Origin of the sequence: Pseudomonas oleovorans subsp. oleovorans, from assembly GCF_002197815.1 — a bacterium.
Classification (GTDB): Bacteria; Pseudomonadota; Gammaproteobacteria; order Pseudomonadales; family Pseudomonadaceae; genus Aquipseudomonas; species Aquipseudomonas oleovorans.
Genome location: NZ_NIUB01000008.1, coordinates 124,051 through 140,263, shown reverse-complemented (window position 1 = coordinate 140,263; position 16,213 = coordinate 124,051). Strand labels below are relative to the sequence as shown.

Annotated in this window: 16 protein-coding genes and 1 tRNA gene; 6 read left to right on the top strand and 11 right to left on the bottom strand. The window is 59.6% G+C overall.

The features are described from left to right. Window positions 1-31 precede the first annotated feature (31 nt). The 4 genes from dapA to PSOLE_RS06940 all read left to right on the top strand — a co-directional run bounded on the left by dapA (window position 32) and on the right by PSOLE_RS06940 (window position 3,369). A complete protein-coding gene (gene dapA / locus PSOLE_RS06955) occupies window positions 32-910 on the top strand; it encodes a 4-hydroxy-tetrahydrodipicolinate synthase (RefSeq protein WP_003460631.1) in 879 nt (292 codons plus the stop codon). Between the two features lie 16 nt (window positions 911-926). Beyond that, the gene (bamC, locus tag PSOLE_RS06950; RefSeq protein ID WP_074856766.1) at window positions 927-2,048 is read left to right on the top strand and encodes an outer membrane protein assembly factor BamC; all 1,122 of its coding nucleotides are present in this window, start codon (window positions 927-929) and stop codon (window positions 2,046-2,048) included. A 198-nt stretch (window positions 2,049-2,246) separates the two neighbouring features. After that, window positions 2,247-3,161, top strand: a complete 915-nt coding sequence (locus PSOLE_RS06945) for a phosphoribosylaminoimidazolesuccinocarboxamide synthase (RefSeq protein WP_371254448.1) — start codon at window positions 2,247-2,249, stop codon at window positions 3,159-3,161. 118 nt (window positions 3,162-3,279) lie between these two features. Then, a tRNA-Ser gene (locus PSOLE_RS06940) sits at window positions 3,280-3,369 on the top strand. A 119-nt stretch (window positions 3,370-3,488) separates the two neighbouring features. On the opposite strand, the gene PSOLE_RS06935 is transcribed toward PSOLE_RS06940, so the two are convergent. Genes PSOLE_RS06935 through PSOLE_RS06900 form a run of 8 tightly spaced genes read right to left on the bottom strand, consistent with a single transcriptional unit; the run spans window position 3,489 to window position 10,259 of the window. Next, complete coding sequence (locus tag PSOLE_RS06935; protein WP_137088563.1) at window positions 3,489-4,577, bottom strand: tyrosine-type recombinase/integrase; 1,089 nt, start codon at window positions 4,575-4,577, stop codon at window positions 3,489-3,491. Between the two features lie 59 nt (window positions 4,578-4,636). Then, the gene (locus PSOLE_RS06930; protein ID WP_074856772.1) at window positions 4,637-5,437 is read right to left on the bottom strand and encodes a class II glutamine amidotransferase; all 801 of its coding nucleotides are present in this window, start codon (window positions 5,435-5,437) and stop codon (window positions 4,637-4,639) included. A gap of 27 nt (window positions 5,438-5,464) precedes the next feature. Continuing rightward, window positions 5,465-6,688 (bottom strand): organoarsenical effux MFS transporter ArsJ, encoded by a 1,224-nt coding sequence (arsJ, locus tag PSOLE_RS06925; RefSeq protein ID WP_003460638.1) that lies wholly within the window; start codon window positions 6,686-6,688, stop codon window positions 5,465-5,467. Window positions 6,689-6,706: 18 nt separating this feature from the next. Continuing rightward, window positions 6,707-7,711, bottom strand: coding sequence for an ArsJ-associated glyceraldehyde-3-phosphate dehydrogenase (locus PSOLE_RS06920; RefSeq protein WP_003460640.1), 1,005 nt, complete (start codon window positions 7,709-7,711; stop codon window positions 6,707-6,709). Between the two features lie 23 nt (window positions 7,712-7,734). After that, the gene (locus PSOLE_RS06915) at window positions 7,735-8,235 is read right to left on the bottom strand and encodes a cyclin-dependent kinase inhibitor 3 family protein (RefSeq protein WP_028238016.1); all 501 of its coding nucleotides are present in this window, start codon (window positions 8,233-8,235) and stop codon (window positions 7,735-7,737) included. A gap of 19 nt (window positions 8,236-8,254) precedes the next feature. Continuing rightward, entirely contained in the window at window positions 8,255-8,965 is a 711-nt protein-coding gene (gene arsH, locus PSOLE_RS06910; RefSeq protein WP_003118379.1) for an arsenical resistance protein ArsH, read from the bottom strand. An 18-nt stretch (window positions 8,966-8,983) separates the two neighbouring features. Beyond that, window positions 8,984-9,454 (bottom strand): arsenate reductase ArsC, encoded by a 471-nt coding sequence (locus PSOLE_RS06905; RefSeq protein WP_074856841.1) that lies wholly within the window; start codon window positions 9,452-9,454, stop codon window positions 8,984-8,986. A gap of 22 nt (window positions 9,455-9,476) precedes the next feature. Further along, the gene (locus PSOLE_RS06900) at window positions 9,477-10,259 is read right to left on the bottom strand and encodes a metalloregulator ArsR/SmtB family transcription factor (protein ID WP_074856774.1); all 783 of its coding nucleotides are present in this window, start codon (window positions 10,257-10,259) and stop codon (window positions 9,477-9,479) included. Window positions 10,260-10,368: 109 nt separating this feature from the next. On the opposite strand from PSOLE_RS06900, the gene arsB reads away from it, so the two are divergent. Together arsB and arsA are read left to right on the top strand one after the other, a co-directional pair. After that, complete coding sequence (gene arsB, locus PSOLE_RS06895) at window positions 10,369-11,448, top strand: ACR3 family arsenite efflux transporter (protein WP_074856778.1); 1,080 nt, start codon at window positions 10,369-10,371, stop codon at window positions 11,446-11,448. A 9-nt stretch (window positions 11,449-11,457) separates the two neighbouring features. Further along, the gene (gene arsA / locus PSOLE_RS06890; RefSeq protein WP_074856782.1) at window positions 11,458-13,212 is read left to right on the top strand and encodes an arsenical pump-driving ATPase; all 1,755 of its coding nucleotides are present in this window, start codon (window positions 11,458-11,460) and stop codon (window positions 13,210-13,212) included. 51 nt (window positions 13,213-13,263) lie between these two features. Here the strand turns inward: arsA and PSOLE_RS06885 are convergent, their stop codons facing one another. The 3 genes from PSOLE_RS06885 to PSOLE_RS06875 form a co-directional block, all read right to left on the bottom strand. Further along, window positions 13,264-13,536 (bottom strand): hypothetical protein, encoded by a 273-nt coding sequence (locus tag PSOLE_RS06885; RefSeq protein WP_003118374.1) that lies wholly within the window; start codon window positions 13,534-13,536, stop codon window positions 13,264-13,266. Window positions 13,537-13,776: 240 nt separating this feature from the next. Continuing rightward, window positions 13,777-14,628 carry a universal stress protein gene (locus PSOLE_RS06880; RefSeq protein ID WP_028238022.1) on the bottom strand — a complete coding sequence of 284 codons (852 nt, stop codon included), beginning with the start codon at window positions 14,626-14,628 and terminating at the stop codon, window positions 13,777-13,779. Window positions 14,629-14,642: 14 nt separating this feature from the next. Continuing rightward, window positions 14,643-16,130, bottom strand: coding sequence for a SulP family inorganic anion transporter (locus tag PSOLE_RS06875; RefSeq protein ID WP_028238023.1), 1,488 nt, complete (start codon window positions 16,128-16,130; stop codon window positions 14,643-14,645). Between the last annotated feature and the right edge of the window lie 83 nt (window positions 16,131-16,213).

Here is a 16,213-nt window from a genome sequence, read left to right as displayed (position 1 = left end):
ACGGCTCAAATTTTCCGGCAGGAGCGGTTGCATGATTGCGGGCAGTATGGTGGCACTGGTCACGCCCATGGATGCGCAGGGTGGTCTGGATTGGGAGGCCCTGAGCAAATTGGTGGATTTCCACCTGCAAGAGGGCACCAATGCCATCGTCGCGGTCGGCACCACGGGTGAGTCCGCCACGCTGGAAGTGCCCGAGCACATCGAAGTGATCAAGCGCGTGGTCAAGCAGGTTGCCGGCCGTATCCCGGTGATCGCCGGCACCGGCGGCAACTCCACCCGTGAATCGGTCGAGCTGACCCGTGCCGCTCAGGAAGTCGGCGCCGACGCCGCCCTGCTGGTCACCCCGTACTACAACAAGCCGACCCAGGAAGGCCTGTACCTGCATTTCCGCCACATCGCCGAAGCCGTCTCGATCCCGCAGATCCTCTACAACGTGCCGGGCCGTACCGTGTGCGACATGCTGCCGGAGACCGTCGAGCGGCTGTCGAAGATCGACAACATCATCGGCATCAAGGAAGCCACCGGCGACCTGCAGCGCGCCCAGGACGTACTGGATCGCGTCAGCAAGGATTTCCTCGTCTACTCCGGTGACGACGCCACCGCTGTCGAGCTGATGCTGTTGGGCGGCAAGGGCAACATCTCCGTTACCGCCAACGTTGCGCCGCGTGCCATGAGCGACCTGTGCGCTGCTGCCATGCGTGGCGAGGCGGCCATCGCCCGCGCCATCAACGACCGTCTGATGCCGCTGCACAAGGCACTGTTCCTCGAATCCAACCCGATTCCGGTGAAATGGGCGCTGCACGAAATGGGCCTGATGGGCGACGGTATTCGTCTGCCGCTGACCTGGCTCAGCCCGCGCTGTCACGAACCGCTGCGCCAGGCCATGCGCCAGTGCGGTGTATTGGCTTAACTCAAGGATTCTACGCATGAAGCGACTGGCCGGATTTTCCGCCCTTGCTCTGATCGTCTCCAGCACCAGCGGTTGTGGCTGGCTCTGGGGTGACAATGGCTACTTCCGTGATCGCGGCAGCGACTACCTGGAGGCGCGCCAGACTGCACCGATGCAATTGCCGGCCGACGTCCAGGCCAAGCGCCTCGACCCGCTGCTGCCGGTGCCTGCCCAGGTTGCCAGCACCACCGAAACCTCCGGCAAGTTCGACGTACCGCGCCCACAAGGCCTGCAGGTGCGTGCCGACGAGCGCGAGTTCAGTCTGCAGCGCAGTGGCGATTCGCGTTGGGTTGTGGCCCAGCGTGTGCCGGCCGAAGTCTGGCCGCTGGCGCGTCAGTTCTTCGAAGACAACGGTTTCCGCATCGCCAGCGAGCGTCCGCAAACCGGCGAATTCATCACCTCCTGGCAGCGTTTCGATGAGCTCTCCACGAGCATGGCGCGCCGTCTGAGCAGTCGCGTTTCCGGCGTTGCGCCGGACGCCGAAACCCGCGTGCGCGTGCGCATCGAGCCGGGCGTGCAGCGCAACACCAGTGAAGTCTTCGTCACCAGCGCCGTGCGTCCTGCCGGCAGCACCGCCGATGTCGATTTCGCTGCCCGTAGCGGCAACGCCAGCCTCGAAGCGGCACTGCTCGACGAAATGCTGGTGAGCATGGCCCGTGGTGTGGAGCAGGGCGGTTCGGTGTCGCTGCTCGCCGCGCGCGACTACGATGCGCCTAGCCGCGTCAGCTTGAGCGAAGACGGCAACGGCAACCCGGTGCTCAACCTCGGCGCCGATTTCGACCGCGCCTGGTCCGGCGTCGGCCGTTCGCTGGAGCTCGGCAACGTGCGCGTCGACGACCTCAACCGCAGCCTTGGCCTGTACTACATCAACATGGCCGAAGGTGCTCAGATCAACGAAGAGAAGCCAGGCTTCTTCGGTCGCCTGTTCGGCAGCGCGCCGAGCAAGGAAGAGATCGAAGCCCGCGCCGAGCGCTATCAGGTGCGCCTGACCCCGGTTGGCGATGGCGTCCAGGTCACCGTGGAAAAAGACCTCAACACCATTGCCCCGGCCGACGTATCGCGCCGCGTGCTGAGCCTGATCCAGGATAATCTCGGCTGACCGGCGCCGGCAGGCCGTTGAAAAACGGCCTGCAGCGCGCTCCAGCCGTTAATCGATGGGCGAAACCCGCAAAGGTTTCGCCTTGTTAGTGTGAAAGTCGCGCAGCGACGTCTTCCTTCAGTCCTTCTCCCTCCGGGAGAAGGTGGCGCGAAGCGCCGGATGAGGGAGGGCATGCCGCGAAGGCTTTCATCATTCGGGATGCCTCTCGCGGCATACCCGTTTGCCAGAAACGGAAATGCCGACATGAGCACACCCACCACCCTGAGCCTGAAGAAGATCTACTCGGGCAAGGTCCGCGACCTCTACGAAATCGACGACAAGCGCATGCTGATGGTGGCCACCGATCGTCTGTCGGCATTCGACGTCATCCTCGAACAACCGATTCCGGAGAAGGGCAAGATCCTCACCGCCATCTCCAACTTCTGGTTCGACAAGCTGGCTGGCGTGGTGCCCAACCACTTCACCGGTGACAAGGTCGAAGACGTCGTCTCCGCCGCCGAGCTGCCTCTAGTGGAAGGCCGTGCGGTCGTCGCCAAGCGCCTCAAGCCGGTCGCCGTGGAAGCCATCGTGCGCGGCTACATCGTCGGCTCCGGTTGGAAGGAATACCAGAAGAGCGGCACCGTCTGCGGCATCGCCCTGCCGGCAGGCCTGAAGGAAGCAGCCAAACTGCCGCAACCGATCTTCACCCCCTCGACCAAGGCCGCCGTGGGCGATCATGACGAGAACATCAGCTTCGCGCAGTGTGAAGCCATCATCGGCACCGAACTGGCTGCCCAGGTGCGCGACACTGCAATCAAGCTGTACACCACGGCTGTCGAGTACGCCGCTACCCGCGGCATCATCATCGCCGACACCAAGTTCGAATTCGGTCTGGACGAAGACGGCACCCTGACCCTGATGGACGAAGTGCTGACCCCGGACTCCAGCCGCTTCTGGCCGGCCGACAGCTACGCCGAAGGCAGCAACCCGCCGAGCTTCGACAAGCAGTTCGTGCGCGACTGGCTGGAATCCACCGGCTGGAACAAGCAAGCCCCGGCCCCGGCCGTACCGGCAGACGTCGTGCAAAAAACCGCTGACAAGTACCGCGAAGCGCTGACCCGCCTGACCGCCTGAGCCCTGCGAGAGAAGGCCGGGCAGCCCCTGACTTTTTCACAAGCGCCTGATAGAACACGAAAAATTTTCAAAATAAGCTTCGCCAAAGCGCATTCAGCTGTTATGATTCGCGCCGCTTGGGAAGATGCCGGAGTGGTCGAACGGGACGGATTCGAAATCCGTTGTGTCAGCAATGGCACCTAGGGTTCAAATCCCTATCTTCCCGCCATACTAAAAAGCCCCGTAATTCAATGAGTTACGGGGCTTTTTCTTGTCTTTGAGAAAGTGAAAAAATGCTTGGGGCAAAATTGGGGGCAAATGGGGGCAAAATCCAGTCCTTCCAGACCGCTATACCCCGCCCCAATCCTCCCCAAATCCCATCTTCTCTGACACCGCACTGCCCATCCGTTTGGTATCAGTCGGGATCAGCTTTCCATAGTGTTTCTTAATCATGGCCGTGTCGGCATGGCCCAGCTGTTTCGCTAGCCACTCCAGTTCGACGTGGCAGGACAAGGCCTGGCTCGCATACGTATGACGGCATTGGTTGATGCCCCGATGGCTCACCTTGGACTTGACCAGGTGATCCTTGAACCATTCATCCAGGTGGTCAGGGTGCCATGCCATACCCGTCGTCCAGTCCCGGAACAGGAAGGTGACGCACTCGGATTCACTGGTCAGATTGTCGCGCTGGGTGACCTCAATCTGTTGGGCCAGGCAACCGGTGGTGTCTTGCAGGATGAGTTCCATCAACTCCGCTGCTGGCTTGATCAGCTCAACATAGCGCTCACGCTTTTCTTCTTTCGGAATACGGTAGATACCGTCCACGTAGGCGCGGCGTACATGGATTAGCTTGTTATCGAGATCTACGTCCTCACGGGCCAGTGCCATCAGTTCAGAGCGTGATAGGCCGGCCCAGCAATTCATCACGACCACGCGCGCCTCGCGAAGCCTCAGAGGATCTGCATGCTGGATCCTTTTGATTTCAGCGCGGGTGAACGGGTCTGCCAGGCTTTTGTATTTTACTTTGTGGTTGTGGATGTTTTTCATGTGATCGCTCGAAATTAGGTCGTTTGATTTGGCGTCTGCCCAGACGCCTCTAACCACGGTCAATACGTCGTTAACCGTCTTCGGTGACAGCCCCTTGGAGCCGTCCTCGGGTTTCACCAGGTGGTTACGAAACAGTCTCAGATCCTGAATCGTTACTTGATTGATGGGTGTATCGCCAAAGTAGCGAATCACATGGCCTGCTTTGCACTTGTAATTGAGGTACGTGGTCGACGCCGTCCCGCTCTTTGCCACGCGCAGCCAGAGCATGACGCCCTCTTTCACCGTCAAGCAGTCAGTGGTCGGCGCGGAAGGCACCTCAACGGGTACAGCGATAGCAGGTTGGGCAGGAAGAGGACTTTGCGCCTGATCAACCTCCACGGCTTTAGTCACTTTGACGGAATCCGGAAATCGGCGCTGGTAGTCCCCGCAGTTAGGCGAATAAACTTCGCTTAGATAAACAGCGTTTCAAGTATCTCGCCTGAACGCACGGCAATGATTTCACCCTCTTTCATTGGCTGCCATCCCTCACAGGCCAGGGGCACGCTGGCGATTAGCGTTACCTGCTGCTGCGCAATGCCTGCGTCAGGCGAAATATCCGTGGGCTGTTGCGCGGGACTCATTGCCGGGGTCTGCCAGAGATATAGGGCTGGAGGTGCCACCAGCCCCGTGTCCACCTGCAAGCGGCGGTCAGCATGGGCAAACAGCACATCACCATCCGCATACATAAAGTTAGCCGGGCCGAGCTTACGCAACTCGATGGCAAAGCTCGCAATCAGGTCGAGGCGCTGCTTCAGCGTTGGCATATCCGCGCTGATATAAAGCGCTTCTAGTTTTCCGAGCAGCGCGCAAAAAGCGTGTTCCGAGTCAGTCTCGCCAATCGGTTGGAACGAACCGGAAGCGAGCGAAAGATCAATGCCATGCAAATTGCCATTGTGGGCAAATACGTGCATTCGACCCGCTAACTCTCGGGTAAACGGTGCAGTGTTAGCCAGCGTCCTGGCACTTTGGGTTGCATGTCGAATATGCCCCAGTGCCAGTGTCGTACAGGGCCCTCCAGCCAGCAGGAGCTGTACTAGCGGGCTCTCGCTAGCCCGACCAGCTTCTCTAAACACCGCCACGTCGCGCTCATCGTAGAGCGCACCCCAGCCATCGCTGTTCCTGCTGGAGCCCCCTGCGTGTGCTGCCAGACTCATGAGTGACGAGGTCAGTCTCGCGGGATACCGACTAGACATTCCCAGCAACTCACACATGGCGCGTGCTCCGGATAGGGTATTGGCTTAGCTCGCCAACTGCTGATGCCTGGGCAGACCGATGGATATCAGCGCGGCCAACACGACAAAGGTGCTGGAGACCCACAGGCAGGCTTCCAGGCCGTATTGCTGGAAGACCCAGCCGGACAACAGCGTCCCGACCAGCCGGCCAAGCGCGTTGGACATGTAGTAGAAACCGACATCCAGCGACACGCCGTCTTCCTTGGCGTAGCTGACGATCAGGTAGCTGTGCAGCGACGAGTTGATGGCAAACACGCCGCCGAAGATCAGCAGTCCGCCCACCAGCACCACCTGCTTGGGTAAATCGCCATCCAGGCCCAGGGCGATGACAACGGGAATACCGGCCAGCAGGGCCGCCCAGAGGAATGCCGCACGGCCATCCGGCACCTGCCCGCTGCGCATGCCGGTCAGGGCTGGCGCGAAGGACTGCACGATGCCGTAGCCGATGATCCAGCTGGCCAGAAAACCGCCGACGATCCAGAAGTCCCAACCGAAAACCGTGCTCAGGTAAACCGGCAGGGCAACCACGAACCAGACATCGCGGGCGCCAAAGAGGAACAGGCGCGCGGCGGAGAGGATGTTGATCGCCCGGCTTTTGGAAAGGATGTCCTTGAACTTGGGCTTGGCTTTGGCCTTGCCCAGATCCTTCTTCAACAGGAACAGACTGGCGATCCAGATCACCGCCAGCACGCCGGCCATGGTCAATACCGCGCCGGCAAAACCCAGCACGGCCAGCAGGGCGCCGCCGAGGAAGAAACCCACGCCCTTGAGCGCATTCTTCGAGCCGGTGAGGATTGCCACCCACTTGTACAGCGTGCCCTGCTGGGCATCGGGCACCAGGAGTTTGATGGAACTCTTGGCCGACATCTTGTTGAGGTCTTTGGCGATCCCCGACAGCGCCTGTGCGCCCATGGCCCAAGGCACGGTTAGCCAGGCGGCGGGCACGGTGAGCATCAGCAGTGCGACCACCTGCATCGCCAGGCCGATATTCATGGTGCGATTAAGGCCCAATCGGGCGCCGAGGTAGCCGCCGACCAGGTTGGTGACTACGCCGAAGATCTCGTAAAACAGAAACAGCGCGGCAATCTGCAAGGGGCTGTAGCCCAGGCTGTGGAAGTGCAACACCACCAGCATGCGCAAGGCGCCATCGGTGAGGGTGAATGCCCAGTAATTGCCGGTCACCAGCAGGTACTGTTTGACCTCCGGGGCCAGGGCTGACAACGCCTTCATGCTTGCATCCCTACTTGGTTAAACGGCCAGGCCGACCAGTTTGGCCAGCTCCACGGTGCGGTTGGCATAGCCCCATTCGTTGTCGTACCAGGCATACAGCTTCACCTGAGTGCCGTTGATGACCATGGTCGACAGCGCATCGATGATCGAGGAGCGCGGGTCAGTGCGGTAATCGATGGAGACCAACGGGCGTTCCTCGTAGCCGAGGATGCCTTTCAGCTGGCTGTCGGCAGCAGCCTTCAGCAGTTGGTTGACTTCCTCCACCGTGGTGGCCCGCTCGACTTCGAACACGCAGTCGGTCAGCGAGGCGTTGGCCAGCGGCACGCGCACGGCATGGCCGTTCAGCTTGCCGCGCAGCTCGGGGAAAATCTCGGCGATGGCGGTGGCCGAACCGGTGGTGGTCGGGATCAGGCTCATGCCGCTAGCGCGTGCACGGCGCAGATCCTTGTGCGGGGTGTCGAGGATGCTCTGGGTGTTGGTCAGGTCATGAATGGTAGTGATCGAGCCATGGCGGATGCCGAGGTTCTCGTGGATCACCTTGACCACCGGAGCCAGGCAATTGGTGGTACAGGAGGCAGCGGTAACGATGCGGTGCTCGGCTGGATTGAACAGCTGCTGGTTGACGCCCATCACTACGTTGAGTGCGCCTTTCTCCTTCACGGGCGCGCAGACTACGACCCGCTTCACGCCTTGATCGAGGTAGGCCTGCAATACCGCCACGGTCTTCATCTTGCCGCTGGCTTCGATCACTAGATCGCAGTCCGACCAGTCGGTGTCGGCAATCGCCTTGTTATTGGTGACCTGGATGCGCTTGCCGCCAATCACCACACAATCGCCATCACTGCCGGCTTCGTGGTGCCAGCGACCGTGCACCGAGTCGAAGTTGATCAGGTGCGCATGGGTGGCAGCGTCGCCTGCCGGATCATTGATGCGGACAAATTCAAACTCGGGCCAGTCCCAGGAGGCGCGCAGCGCCAGGCGACCGATGCGACCGAAACCGTTGATACCAATTTTGATAGCCATGTTTTTCGACTCATCTACTGGAGTTAGTGGGCAGCATCGAACTGGGTGATCCAGTTGATGTGGGCTGGGTGTTGAATAGCCTTGGGACGCAGGGCTTGCACCAGGGCAATGGCATCGGCGCGGGGAATGCCGGCCTCAACCATGATCCGCGCCGCAATCAGCCCGGTGCGTCCCGAGCCGCCCTTGCAGTGGATGGCAATGTCCTGGCCCGCATTAAGCCGCTCAAGGATGCTCTGTTTGGAGGCTTTCCAGCCCTGACCGAAATCTTCAAGCGGCACTTGCTCATCCGCCACCGGCAGGTGGAACCAGGCCATGTCTTGCGCTTGGCATTGCTTGCCGATGTCCTCGGCACCATTGGTGGCCAGTTCGCTTGCCGGCATCAGGCTGATCACGGCAGAGGCGCCGGCCTGTTTCAGCGTGGCCAGCGAGTCGACAAGGCTGCTGTCTTTGGTGCCGGGACAGGGCGTGAAGATGAGTTTGCCTTGGATACCGGGAATGCTGAGCCGGTCGTAGGGGTGATTCATTGAGAGGGTTTCCTGGTAGTCAGATGGCGCGCTGGTTGACGCGCTTGGAGAGTTCTTCAGCGGACTCTTTACGTTCCGAGTAACGGTCGACCAAATAGTCGCTGTGGCCGCGCAGCAGCAGGGTGAACTTGACCAGTTCCTCCATGACGTCCACAACGCGGTCGTAATAGCTGGAAGGTTTCATGCGCCCGGCCTCGTCGAATTCGAGGTAGGCCTTGGGCACTGAAGACTGGTTGGGGATGGTGAACATGCGCATCCAGCGCCCCAGCACACGCATCTGGTTAACCGCATTGAAGGATTGCGAGCCTCCACAGACCTGCATCACGGCCAGGGTCTTGCCCTGACTGGGACGGATGGCACCCATGGTCAGCGGTATCCAGTCGATCTGCGACTTGAATACGCCGGTCATAGCGCCGTGGCGCTCGGGTGAACACCACACCTGACCTTCAGACCAGAGCACCAGGTCGATGAGTTCCTTGACCTTGGGATGGCTGCTGTCGGCATCGTCCGGCATGGGCAGGCCGGAAGGATCGAATATTCGGGTTTCCGCGCCGAAGGCTTCCAGCAAGCGCGCCGCTTCCTGGGTCAGCAGACGGCTGTAGGAGCGCTCACGATTGGAGCCATAGAGCAGCAGAATGCGCGGCTTGTGCTCGCCTTCGGCGAGGCCCAGGTTTGTCGGGATAGAGCGGGCAAACAGCTCCTCGGCGACGTTGGGCAGGTTGTCGATCATGGGTTCTTACCTCTTGGGCTACAACGAGCCGATCCTGTTCAGCTCGGCCTTGAGCGCATCGCTGTCGAGTTGAGCAAAGGGCAGCGCGATAAATGCGCTCACTCGCTTCTGGATCTGCTGGATGGTGGCTGCAAACGCTGCGTTTATTTCCGCCTCAGATCCGTTAACGTCGGATGGGTCACTCAGTCCCCAGTGACAGCGAGTCGCCGGGCCAAAGAAAACTGGGCAGGCCTCTCCGGCTGCCTTGTCGCAGACGGTAATGACGATGTCAGGGGCGAGAGCCTGATGGGCATCGGTTGATTTGCTGTACAGGCCTTCAACATCGAATCCAGCATCAAGCAGTGCCTGCAAAGCCAACGGATTGACCTCCCCCTTGGGGTAGCTGCCTGCGCTAAAGGCCCGCATGCCCTTGGGAGCCATCGCATTGAAGATAGCCTCCGACAGGATGCTGCGGCAGCTATTGGCGGTGCAGAGAAACAAAACGTTCATGGTCATCCCCAGTGCCTGGTATTCAATCGCAGGCAGGCTTGCGCCCAGGGCGATCACGCATTTGCCAGAGGCGCTGCACATCCTGGCGCAACCACTCGGCATTGTTGTCCAGGGTCTGCTTGAGGATATCGGTCACCCATTCCGGCAGCTGCGGGTGCAGGCGGTAGTACACCCACTGACCATTGCGTCGATCCTCCAGTAGACCACAGCCGCGCAGCAGGGCCAGGTGCCGGGATATCTTGGGTTGCGCCTCTTCCAGTGCCGAGGTCAGTTCGCAGACACACAGTTCCTGTTCCAGGGTCACCAGCAAAGCAATGCGCGCCCGCGTTTCCTCGGCCAGGCATTTGAAGACCTCGGTTGGCGACATGGCATGCAGAGTGGAAGCTTCATTCGCCGTTTTGCTTTTGATCAGCACGAACATCTTTATCCGTTCATGAATCTCATGCAGGGTCTTGCGATAGGCATCTTTCTGCGAGCTGGTTGCCGGGTCTTCGAAATTCCAGGCGATGTACTCACCAGCCCCTGGCAGGGCCTGGCACTCCAGGGCGGACTTGTCACACAGGGTGATCACATAGTCGAAAGGCTCGCCAGCGACCTGTTCGATGGACTTGCTGTAAAGCCCATCAGTGGGAACACCAAGCTGCTCCAATGCATTGCGGGCTCGGGTGTCGACTTCAGTAGGGGCGGAGCCTGCACTGTAGACTTCAAAATGTTCCGAGTCGGTGTGGCGCAGCAGGGCTTCGGCCATCTGCGAGCGTGAGGAGTTCGCGACGCAGAGGAACAGGACGCGCTTTTTCTGGCTCATGTTGATCTCTATCAAAGATGCAGATGGCCAAATATATTATTTTACGAATATGCAGTAAAGTGAATATGCAGCGCGTTGCGCGCTAAGCGAACGATGATAGGCAGCAAAGATGACAAATGCGTGTGAAGTCGCCCTGAAGCAGGCCTCTGGGGCTCCACTGGGAGTTTTTGAGCGCTACCTGACCCTGTGGGTGTTCCTGTGCATCGTGGTGGGCACCGTGCTTGGCTTGGTTGTGCCGCAAGCGGCTCAGGCCGTCGGCGCCCTGGAGGTGGCGAAGGTCAATATCCCGGTTGGCCTGCTGATCTGGGTGATGATCATTCCGATGCTGATGAAGATCGACTTCAGCGCCATCAGCGAAGTGCGCCAGCAGAAGAACGGCATGTTCGTCACGCTGTTCGTTAACTGGGCGGTCAAGCCGTTTTCCATGGCGCTGATTGGCTGGTTCTTTATCAAGCAGGTGTTTGCGCCCTGGCTGCCCGCCGAAGAGCTGGATAGCTACATGGCCGGCTTGATCCTGCTCGGTGCGGCGCCCTGCACGGCGATGGTGTTTGTCTGGAGCAACCTGTGTAAGGGTAATGCCAACTTCACTCTGACCCAGGTGGCACTGAACGATCTGGTCATGGTGTTTGCCTTTGCGCCTATCGTGGCGCTGTTGCTGGGCGTTTCTTCGATCCCGGTGCCTTGGGACACCCTGCTGCTTTCCGTGGTGATGTACATCGTCATCCCGCTGGCCATCGCCCAGTTTCTGCGGGCTCAACTGATGAAGCGCGGCGAAGCCTATTTCGAGAATGTGCTGGCGAAGATTTCGCCATTTTCCATCATCGCTCTGCTGGCCACTCTGGTTCTGTTGTTCTCCTTCCAGGGTGAGTCCATCGTCGAGCAACCTCTGATAATCGGCATCATCGCGATCCCCCTGCTGGTGCAGACGCTGTTCATCGCGGCACTGGGTTACTGGCTCTGCCATACCCTGAAAGTGCGCCACGACATAGCGGGCCCGGCCACCATGATCGGCGCCTCCAACTTCTTCGAGCTGGCCGTAGCCGTGGCCATTGTCTTGTACGGATTCAACTCGGGTGCCGCCCTGGCAACCGTGGTCGGCGTACTGATCGAAGTGCCCGTGATGCTATGGCTGGTACGCATGGTCAACAGCACACGCAACTGGTACGAGAGCAGCCTCAACAATCGCTAGGGGGTCAGAATGCGCTTTATCGACAATGCACCACGCTTCCTGTTCTTCACCGGCAAGGGCGGGGTCGGAAAGACCTCCATTGCCTGCGCGACAGCCCTGGAGCTGACCCGTCAGGGCAAGCGAGTGCTGCTGGTCAGCACCGATCCGGCCTCCAATGTGGGGCAGGTATTCGGTCTGGAGATCGGCAATCACATTACCGCCGTGCCTGCCGTGGAAAACCTGGCGGCCCTGGAGATCGACCCACAGGGCGCAGCTCAGGCCTATCGGGATCGGATTGTGGGCCCGGCGAGGGGTGTCATGCCTGCTGATGTGGTCAAAGGCATGGAGGAGCAATTATCGGGAGCCTGCACGACCGAGATCGCAGCCTTCGACGAATTCACCTCACTGCTGGTCAACGATGAACTGAAGGCCCGCTTCGATCACATCATTTTCGATACCGCCCCGACCGGGCACACGATTCGGCTGCTGCAACTGCCGGGGGCCTGGAGTGGATTCCTGGAGGCGGGGCAAGGCGATGCATCGTGTCTTGGGCCGTTGGCCGGTTTAGACAAACAACGTGACCAGTATCGCGAGGCAGTAAAGGCGCTTTCTGATCCAGCCAAGACCCGTCTGGTTCTGGTTGCCAGGGCACAGGCCGCTACCCTGCGCGAGGCTGCCCGCACACGCGAGGAGCTTGCAGCCATTGGATTGCAAGAGCAGTACCTGGTGATCAACGGCGTGCTGCCGGCGAGTGAGGCGCAGAAGGATGTCCTGGCTGCCGCCGTCTATAAGCGTGAACAGGCCGCAGTCGCCGCCATGCCGCCAGCGCTGCGAACACTGCCGCTCGATCTGTTGCCCTTGAAAGCATTCAACCTAGTGGGACTGGATGCCCTGCGACAACTTTTGCTTGAGGGCTCTGCTGACGGCACGCAGGCACCGGCCAGTTCGCCAATTGATTTGAACGCCCCACGACTCAAGTCCCTGATCGACGAGATCGCCGCCGATGGTCATGGCCTGATCATGGTGATGGGCAAAGGTGGTGTCGGGAAAACGACTCTGGCCGCAGCGGTTGCCGTCGAGTTGGCTCGACGTGGGCTGCCCGTGCACCTGACTACTTCTGATCCTGCCGCGCACCTTGCCGAGACACTGGATGGCACGCTTGAGCACCTGACGCTGAGCCGCATTGACCCGCATACCGAGACACAGCGCTATCGTGATCACGTCATGCAAACCAAGGGCGCGGGCCTGGATGAGCAGGCTCGGGCGCTGCTGGCCGAGGATCTGCGTTCACCCTGCACCGAAGAGATCGCCGTATTCCAGGCTTTCTCGCGAATCATCCGTGAAGCCGGCAAAAAGTTCGTGGTGATGGACACCGCCCCGACCGGCCACACCTTGCTGCTACTGGATGCCACCGGGGCTTATCACCGCGACATTGCTCGGCAGATGTCGGGCAGCAACATGCGCTTTTCCACGCCGATGATGCAACTCCAGGATCCTAAGCAAACCAAGGTGCTGTTGGTGACCCTGGCCGAAACCACTCCTGTGCTGGAGGCTGCTGGCCTGCAAGCTGATCTGCGTCGTGCCGGCATTGAGCCTTGGGCATGGGTGATCAACAACAGCGTGGCAGCCGCAAAGACTGAATCACCGCTATTACATAAACGGGCGGTCAATGAACTGAGGGATATTGAGCATGTCGCGACGGAGCACGCGCAACGCTATGCGGTCATTCCGCTCATGTCGGAGGAGCCGGTAGGGGTTGAGCGTTTACTCGCTCTCAGCAAGTAATCTGCATCAATGAGAAGGCCCGCATTCTGCGGGCCTTCTGCTTGAAAGCGCTTACTTCTTGATGACCTCAAGGTAATCCTTGAGGGTTTTCTCGTCAGCCGCTTTGACCGTCATGCCATTCGGGCCGGAACCGATATCAGTGAACTGCTTGGCTGGCTCGCCAGTGGCTTTGAAGTCCTTCAGTTCCTGAGAGTCTTCGCGGAAAACCCAGAGACGACCATCCTCAACCTCGGTAACAAAACCAGGCTTATCGAATTCGCTGGCCATAATGGAGCCGGTGAACAGGGACGAGAGGAGCAGGGCTGAGAGGGTGAGGTTCTTCATGGCACTACCTATTGAGTGGGGAGAGCCGCTAATTTACTAAGCCAATCATTTCAGAAAAGTTACAACATGCGCGCATTCGAATGTGCGCATGTAACCAATCGTTTCGATAGAACTTAACCAGGTCATCCAGGGCCTGTGAAGTCGAACTGATCGCAATGGCTGCATGTCGCGACAGACAACAGGCAGCAGAGCTTTGCAATTAGGGCACTCCATAGAAGATGCCCTGTCCCCAGATCCGATCTAGCGCAACAAAAGTAAGGGCGTGGCGGTGGTGCGCAGCATGTGGGTTGTGTTGCTCCCAACCAGGAACTGCCGGATTCGGGAATGCCCATAGGCGCCCATCACCAGTAGGTCGATGCCATGCTCCTTCTGATAGGCATGCAGCGTGGGTTCGACTTCACCCGCTCGCATGGCGGTATGTACCTTGTAACCACCCGTGGATAAGGTTGAACAGGCGGCATCCAGCTGCGCCCAGCCCTCTTTTGTCTCGGTTCCTACCATCACCAGATGGATAGGCAGTCCTTTCAGTAAGGGACTGGCGGCCAGCATCTCTACGCCCTTGCGCGTGGTTGCGCCGCCATCAAAGGCCAGCATCGCGCTCTCAGGCTTTTTGAATCTGGCCGGCGTCACCAGCACAGGACGGTGCATGATGCGAATGACGCTCTCCAGCTGGCTGCCAACATGGGCTTCTGCTCCACCACTGGACTCGCCCTGGCGACCGATCACTAGCAGGCGTATATCGCTTTCCAGTTCCCGCAGGCTTTCCAGCAGATCGCCATGGCGTTGCTTGGTTTCCGGTGAACTCACGCCTTCGGCCATGGCTCTCTCCTTGGCAGCGGCGAGCATGATGCGCCCCTGCTCCAAGGCCAGTTTTCCGCGTTTTTCGTCCAGCGAGGCGAGCTCATCCAGCAGATGCTCCCGACTGCCCAATCCAATGTTGCCGCTCAAATCGGCTGATACCGGATACTGGCGCTGATCCAGTACGTGCAGGAAGGTAAGCGGAGCTTCTAGGCGCTGGCTGGCCCAGGCAGCGTAGTCGCAAACAGCAGGGGCCGAGGCAGAGCCGTCAATGCAAGCGGTTACGTGGGTCATTGTTGTTCTCCTTATCAGTGGCCCATGAGCTGATCGATGGCGTCAGGTTTGTCGTGCACACCAAAGCGGTCAACGATAGTGGTGCTGGCTTCATTGAGTCCCAGTACCTCTACCTCGGTGCCTTCGCGGCGAAGCTTGACCACCACTTTGTCCAGGGCTGCGACGGCAGTGATGTCCCAGAAGTGAGCGCGACTGAGGTCGATGGTCACTTTGCTGATCGCTTCCTTGAAGTCGAACGCCGCAACGAATTTGTCGGCGGAGCTGAAGAACACCTGGCCACTCACCTTGTACGTGCGGTGGTCGGAGGCTTCATTCAGCTCGGAGGTGATCGCCATGTAGTGACCGACCTTATTGGCGAAGAACATGGCTGCCAGCAGAACCCCTACCAGAACGCCATAGGCGAGGTTATGGGTGAAGACCACCACGACCACAGTTGCCACCATCACGATGTTGGTGGAGAGCGGGAATTTGCGCAGGTTACGCAGCGAGTCCCAGCTGAAGGTGCCGATGGACACCATGATCATCACCGCAACCAGCGCAGCCATGGGAATCTGGCTGACCCAGTCGCTGAGAAACACCACCATTAACAGCAGTACGACACCCGCGATCAAGGCGGACAGGCGAGTGCGCCCTCCAGATTTCACGTTGATCACCGACTGCCCGATCATGGCGCAACCGGCCATGCCGCCCATTAGACCCGAAGCAATGTTGGCAACGCCTTGACCTTTGCACTCGCGGTTCTTGTCGCTAGTGGTATCGGTCAGGTCATCAACGATGGTCGCGGTCATCATCGACTCCAGTAAGCCGACTACAGCCAGCGCTGCTGCGTAGGGAAAAATAATCGCCAGGGTCTCGAAGGTAAGCGGCACGTCCGGCCAGAGAAACACTGGCAGGGTATCCGGCAGTTGGCCCATGTCGCCTACGGTGCGGATATCTAGCCCGAGGTAGATGGCTACTGCGGTCAAGACCAGGATGCACACCAACGGCGAGGGGATCACCTTGCCGATCTTGGGCACATAGGGGAACAGGTAGATGATGCCAAGGCCGGCAGCCGTCATGGCGTAGACGTGCCAGGTGACATTGGTCAGTTCAGGTAGCTGTGCCATGAAGATCAGGATGGCCAGGGCGTTGACGAATCCAGTCACAACCGAGCGAGACACAAAGCGCATCAACGAGCCCAGTTTCAAATAGCCGGCGATGATCTGGAGCACACCGCACAGCAGCGTGGCGGCCAGCAGGTACTCCAGGCCATGGTTCTTCACCAGGGTCACCATAAGTAGCGCCATGGCCCCGGTTGCCGCCGAAATCATGCCGGGGCGACCTCCCACGAAGGCGATCACAACAGCGATACAGAACGACGCATATAAGCCGACTTTGGGATCGACTCCCGCGATGATGGAGAAAGCGATAGCTTCCGGAATCAGTGCAAGCGCGACGACGAGGCCGGCGAGCACGTCGCCTCTCAGATTGGAAAACCAGTTCTGCTTGATTGTCTGCAACATCAATAAACCCAAGGCAATGGACGCGGCAGCACGATGCCGGGACGGCGTGCCGAAAGCGTCAGGTTCAAGTTGTAGGTATCACG

What these genes read in the sequence shown, in the direction of transcription:
- dapA (WP_003460631.1), top strand. Translation starts at nt 32, where the DNA reads ATGATTGCGGGCAGTATGGTGGCACTGGTCACGCCCATGGATGCGCAG.
- bamC (WP_074856766.1), top strand. Translation starts at nt 927, where the DNA reads ATGAAGCGACTGGCCGGATTTTCCGCCCTTGCTCTGATCGTCTCCAGC.
- PSOLE_RS06945 (WP_371254448.1), top strand. Translation starts at nt 2,247, where the DNA reads ATGCCTCTCGCGGCATACCCGTTTGCCAGAAACGGAAATGCCGACATG.
- PSOLE_RS06930 (WP_074856772.1), bottom strand. Translation starts at nt 5,437, where the DNA reads ATGTGTGAGTTGCTGGGAATGTCTAGTCGGTATCCCGCGAGACTGACC.
- arsJ (WP_003460638.1), bottom strand. Translation starts at nt 6,688, where the DNA reads ATGAAGGCGTTGTCAGCCCTGGCCCCGGAGGTCAAACAGTACCTGCTG.
- PSOLE_RS06920 (WP_003460640.1), bottom strand. Translation starts at nt 7,711, where the DNA reads ATGGCTATCAAAATTGGTATCAACGGTTTCGGTCGCATCGGTCGCCTG.
- PSOLE_RS06915 (WP_028238016.1), bottom strand. Translation starts at nt 8,235, where the DNA reads ATGAATCACCCCTACGACCGGCTCAGCATTCCCGGTATCCAAGGCAAA.
- arsH (WP_003118379.1), bottom strand. Translation starts at nt 8,965, where the DNA reads ATGATCGACAACCTGCCCAACGTCGCCGAGGAGCTGTTTGCCCGCTCT.
- PSOLE_RS06905 (WP_074856841.1), bottom strand. Translation starts at nt 9,454, where the DNA reads ATGAACGTTTTGTTTCTCTGCACCGCCAATAGCTGCCGCAGCATCCTG.
- PSOLE_RS06900 (WP_074856774.1), bottom strand. Translation starts at nt 10,259, where the DNA reads ATGAGCCAGAAAAAGCGCGTCCTGTTCCTCTGCGTCGCGAACTCCTCA.
- arsB (WP_074856778.1), top strand. Translation starts at nt 10,369, where the DNA reads ATGACAAATGCGTGTGAAGTCGCCCTGAAGCAGGCCTCTGGGGCTCCA.
- arsA (WP_074856782.1), top strand. Translation starts at nt 11,458, where the DNA reads ATGCGCTTTATCGACAATGCACCACGCTTCCTGTTCTTCACCGGCAAG.
- PSOLE_RS06885 (WP_003118374.1), bottom strand. Translation starts at nt 13,536, where the DNA reads ATGAAGAACCTCACCCTCTCAGCCCTGCTCCTCTCGTCCCTGTTCACC.
- PSOLE_RS06880 (WP_028238022.1), bottom strand. Translation starts at nt 14,628, where the DNA reads ATGACCCACGTAACCGCTTGCATTGACGGCTCTGCCTCGGCCCCTGCT.
- PSOLE_RS06875 (WP_028238023.1), bottom strand. Translation starts at nt 16,130, where the DNA reads ATGTTGCAGACAATCAAGCAGAACTGGTTTTCCAATCTGAGAGGCGAC.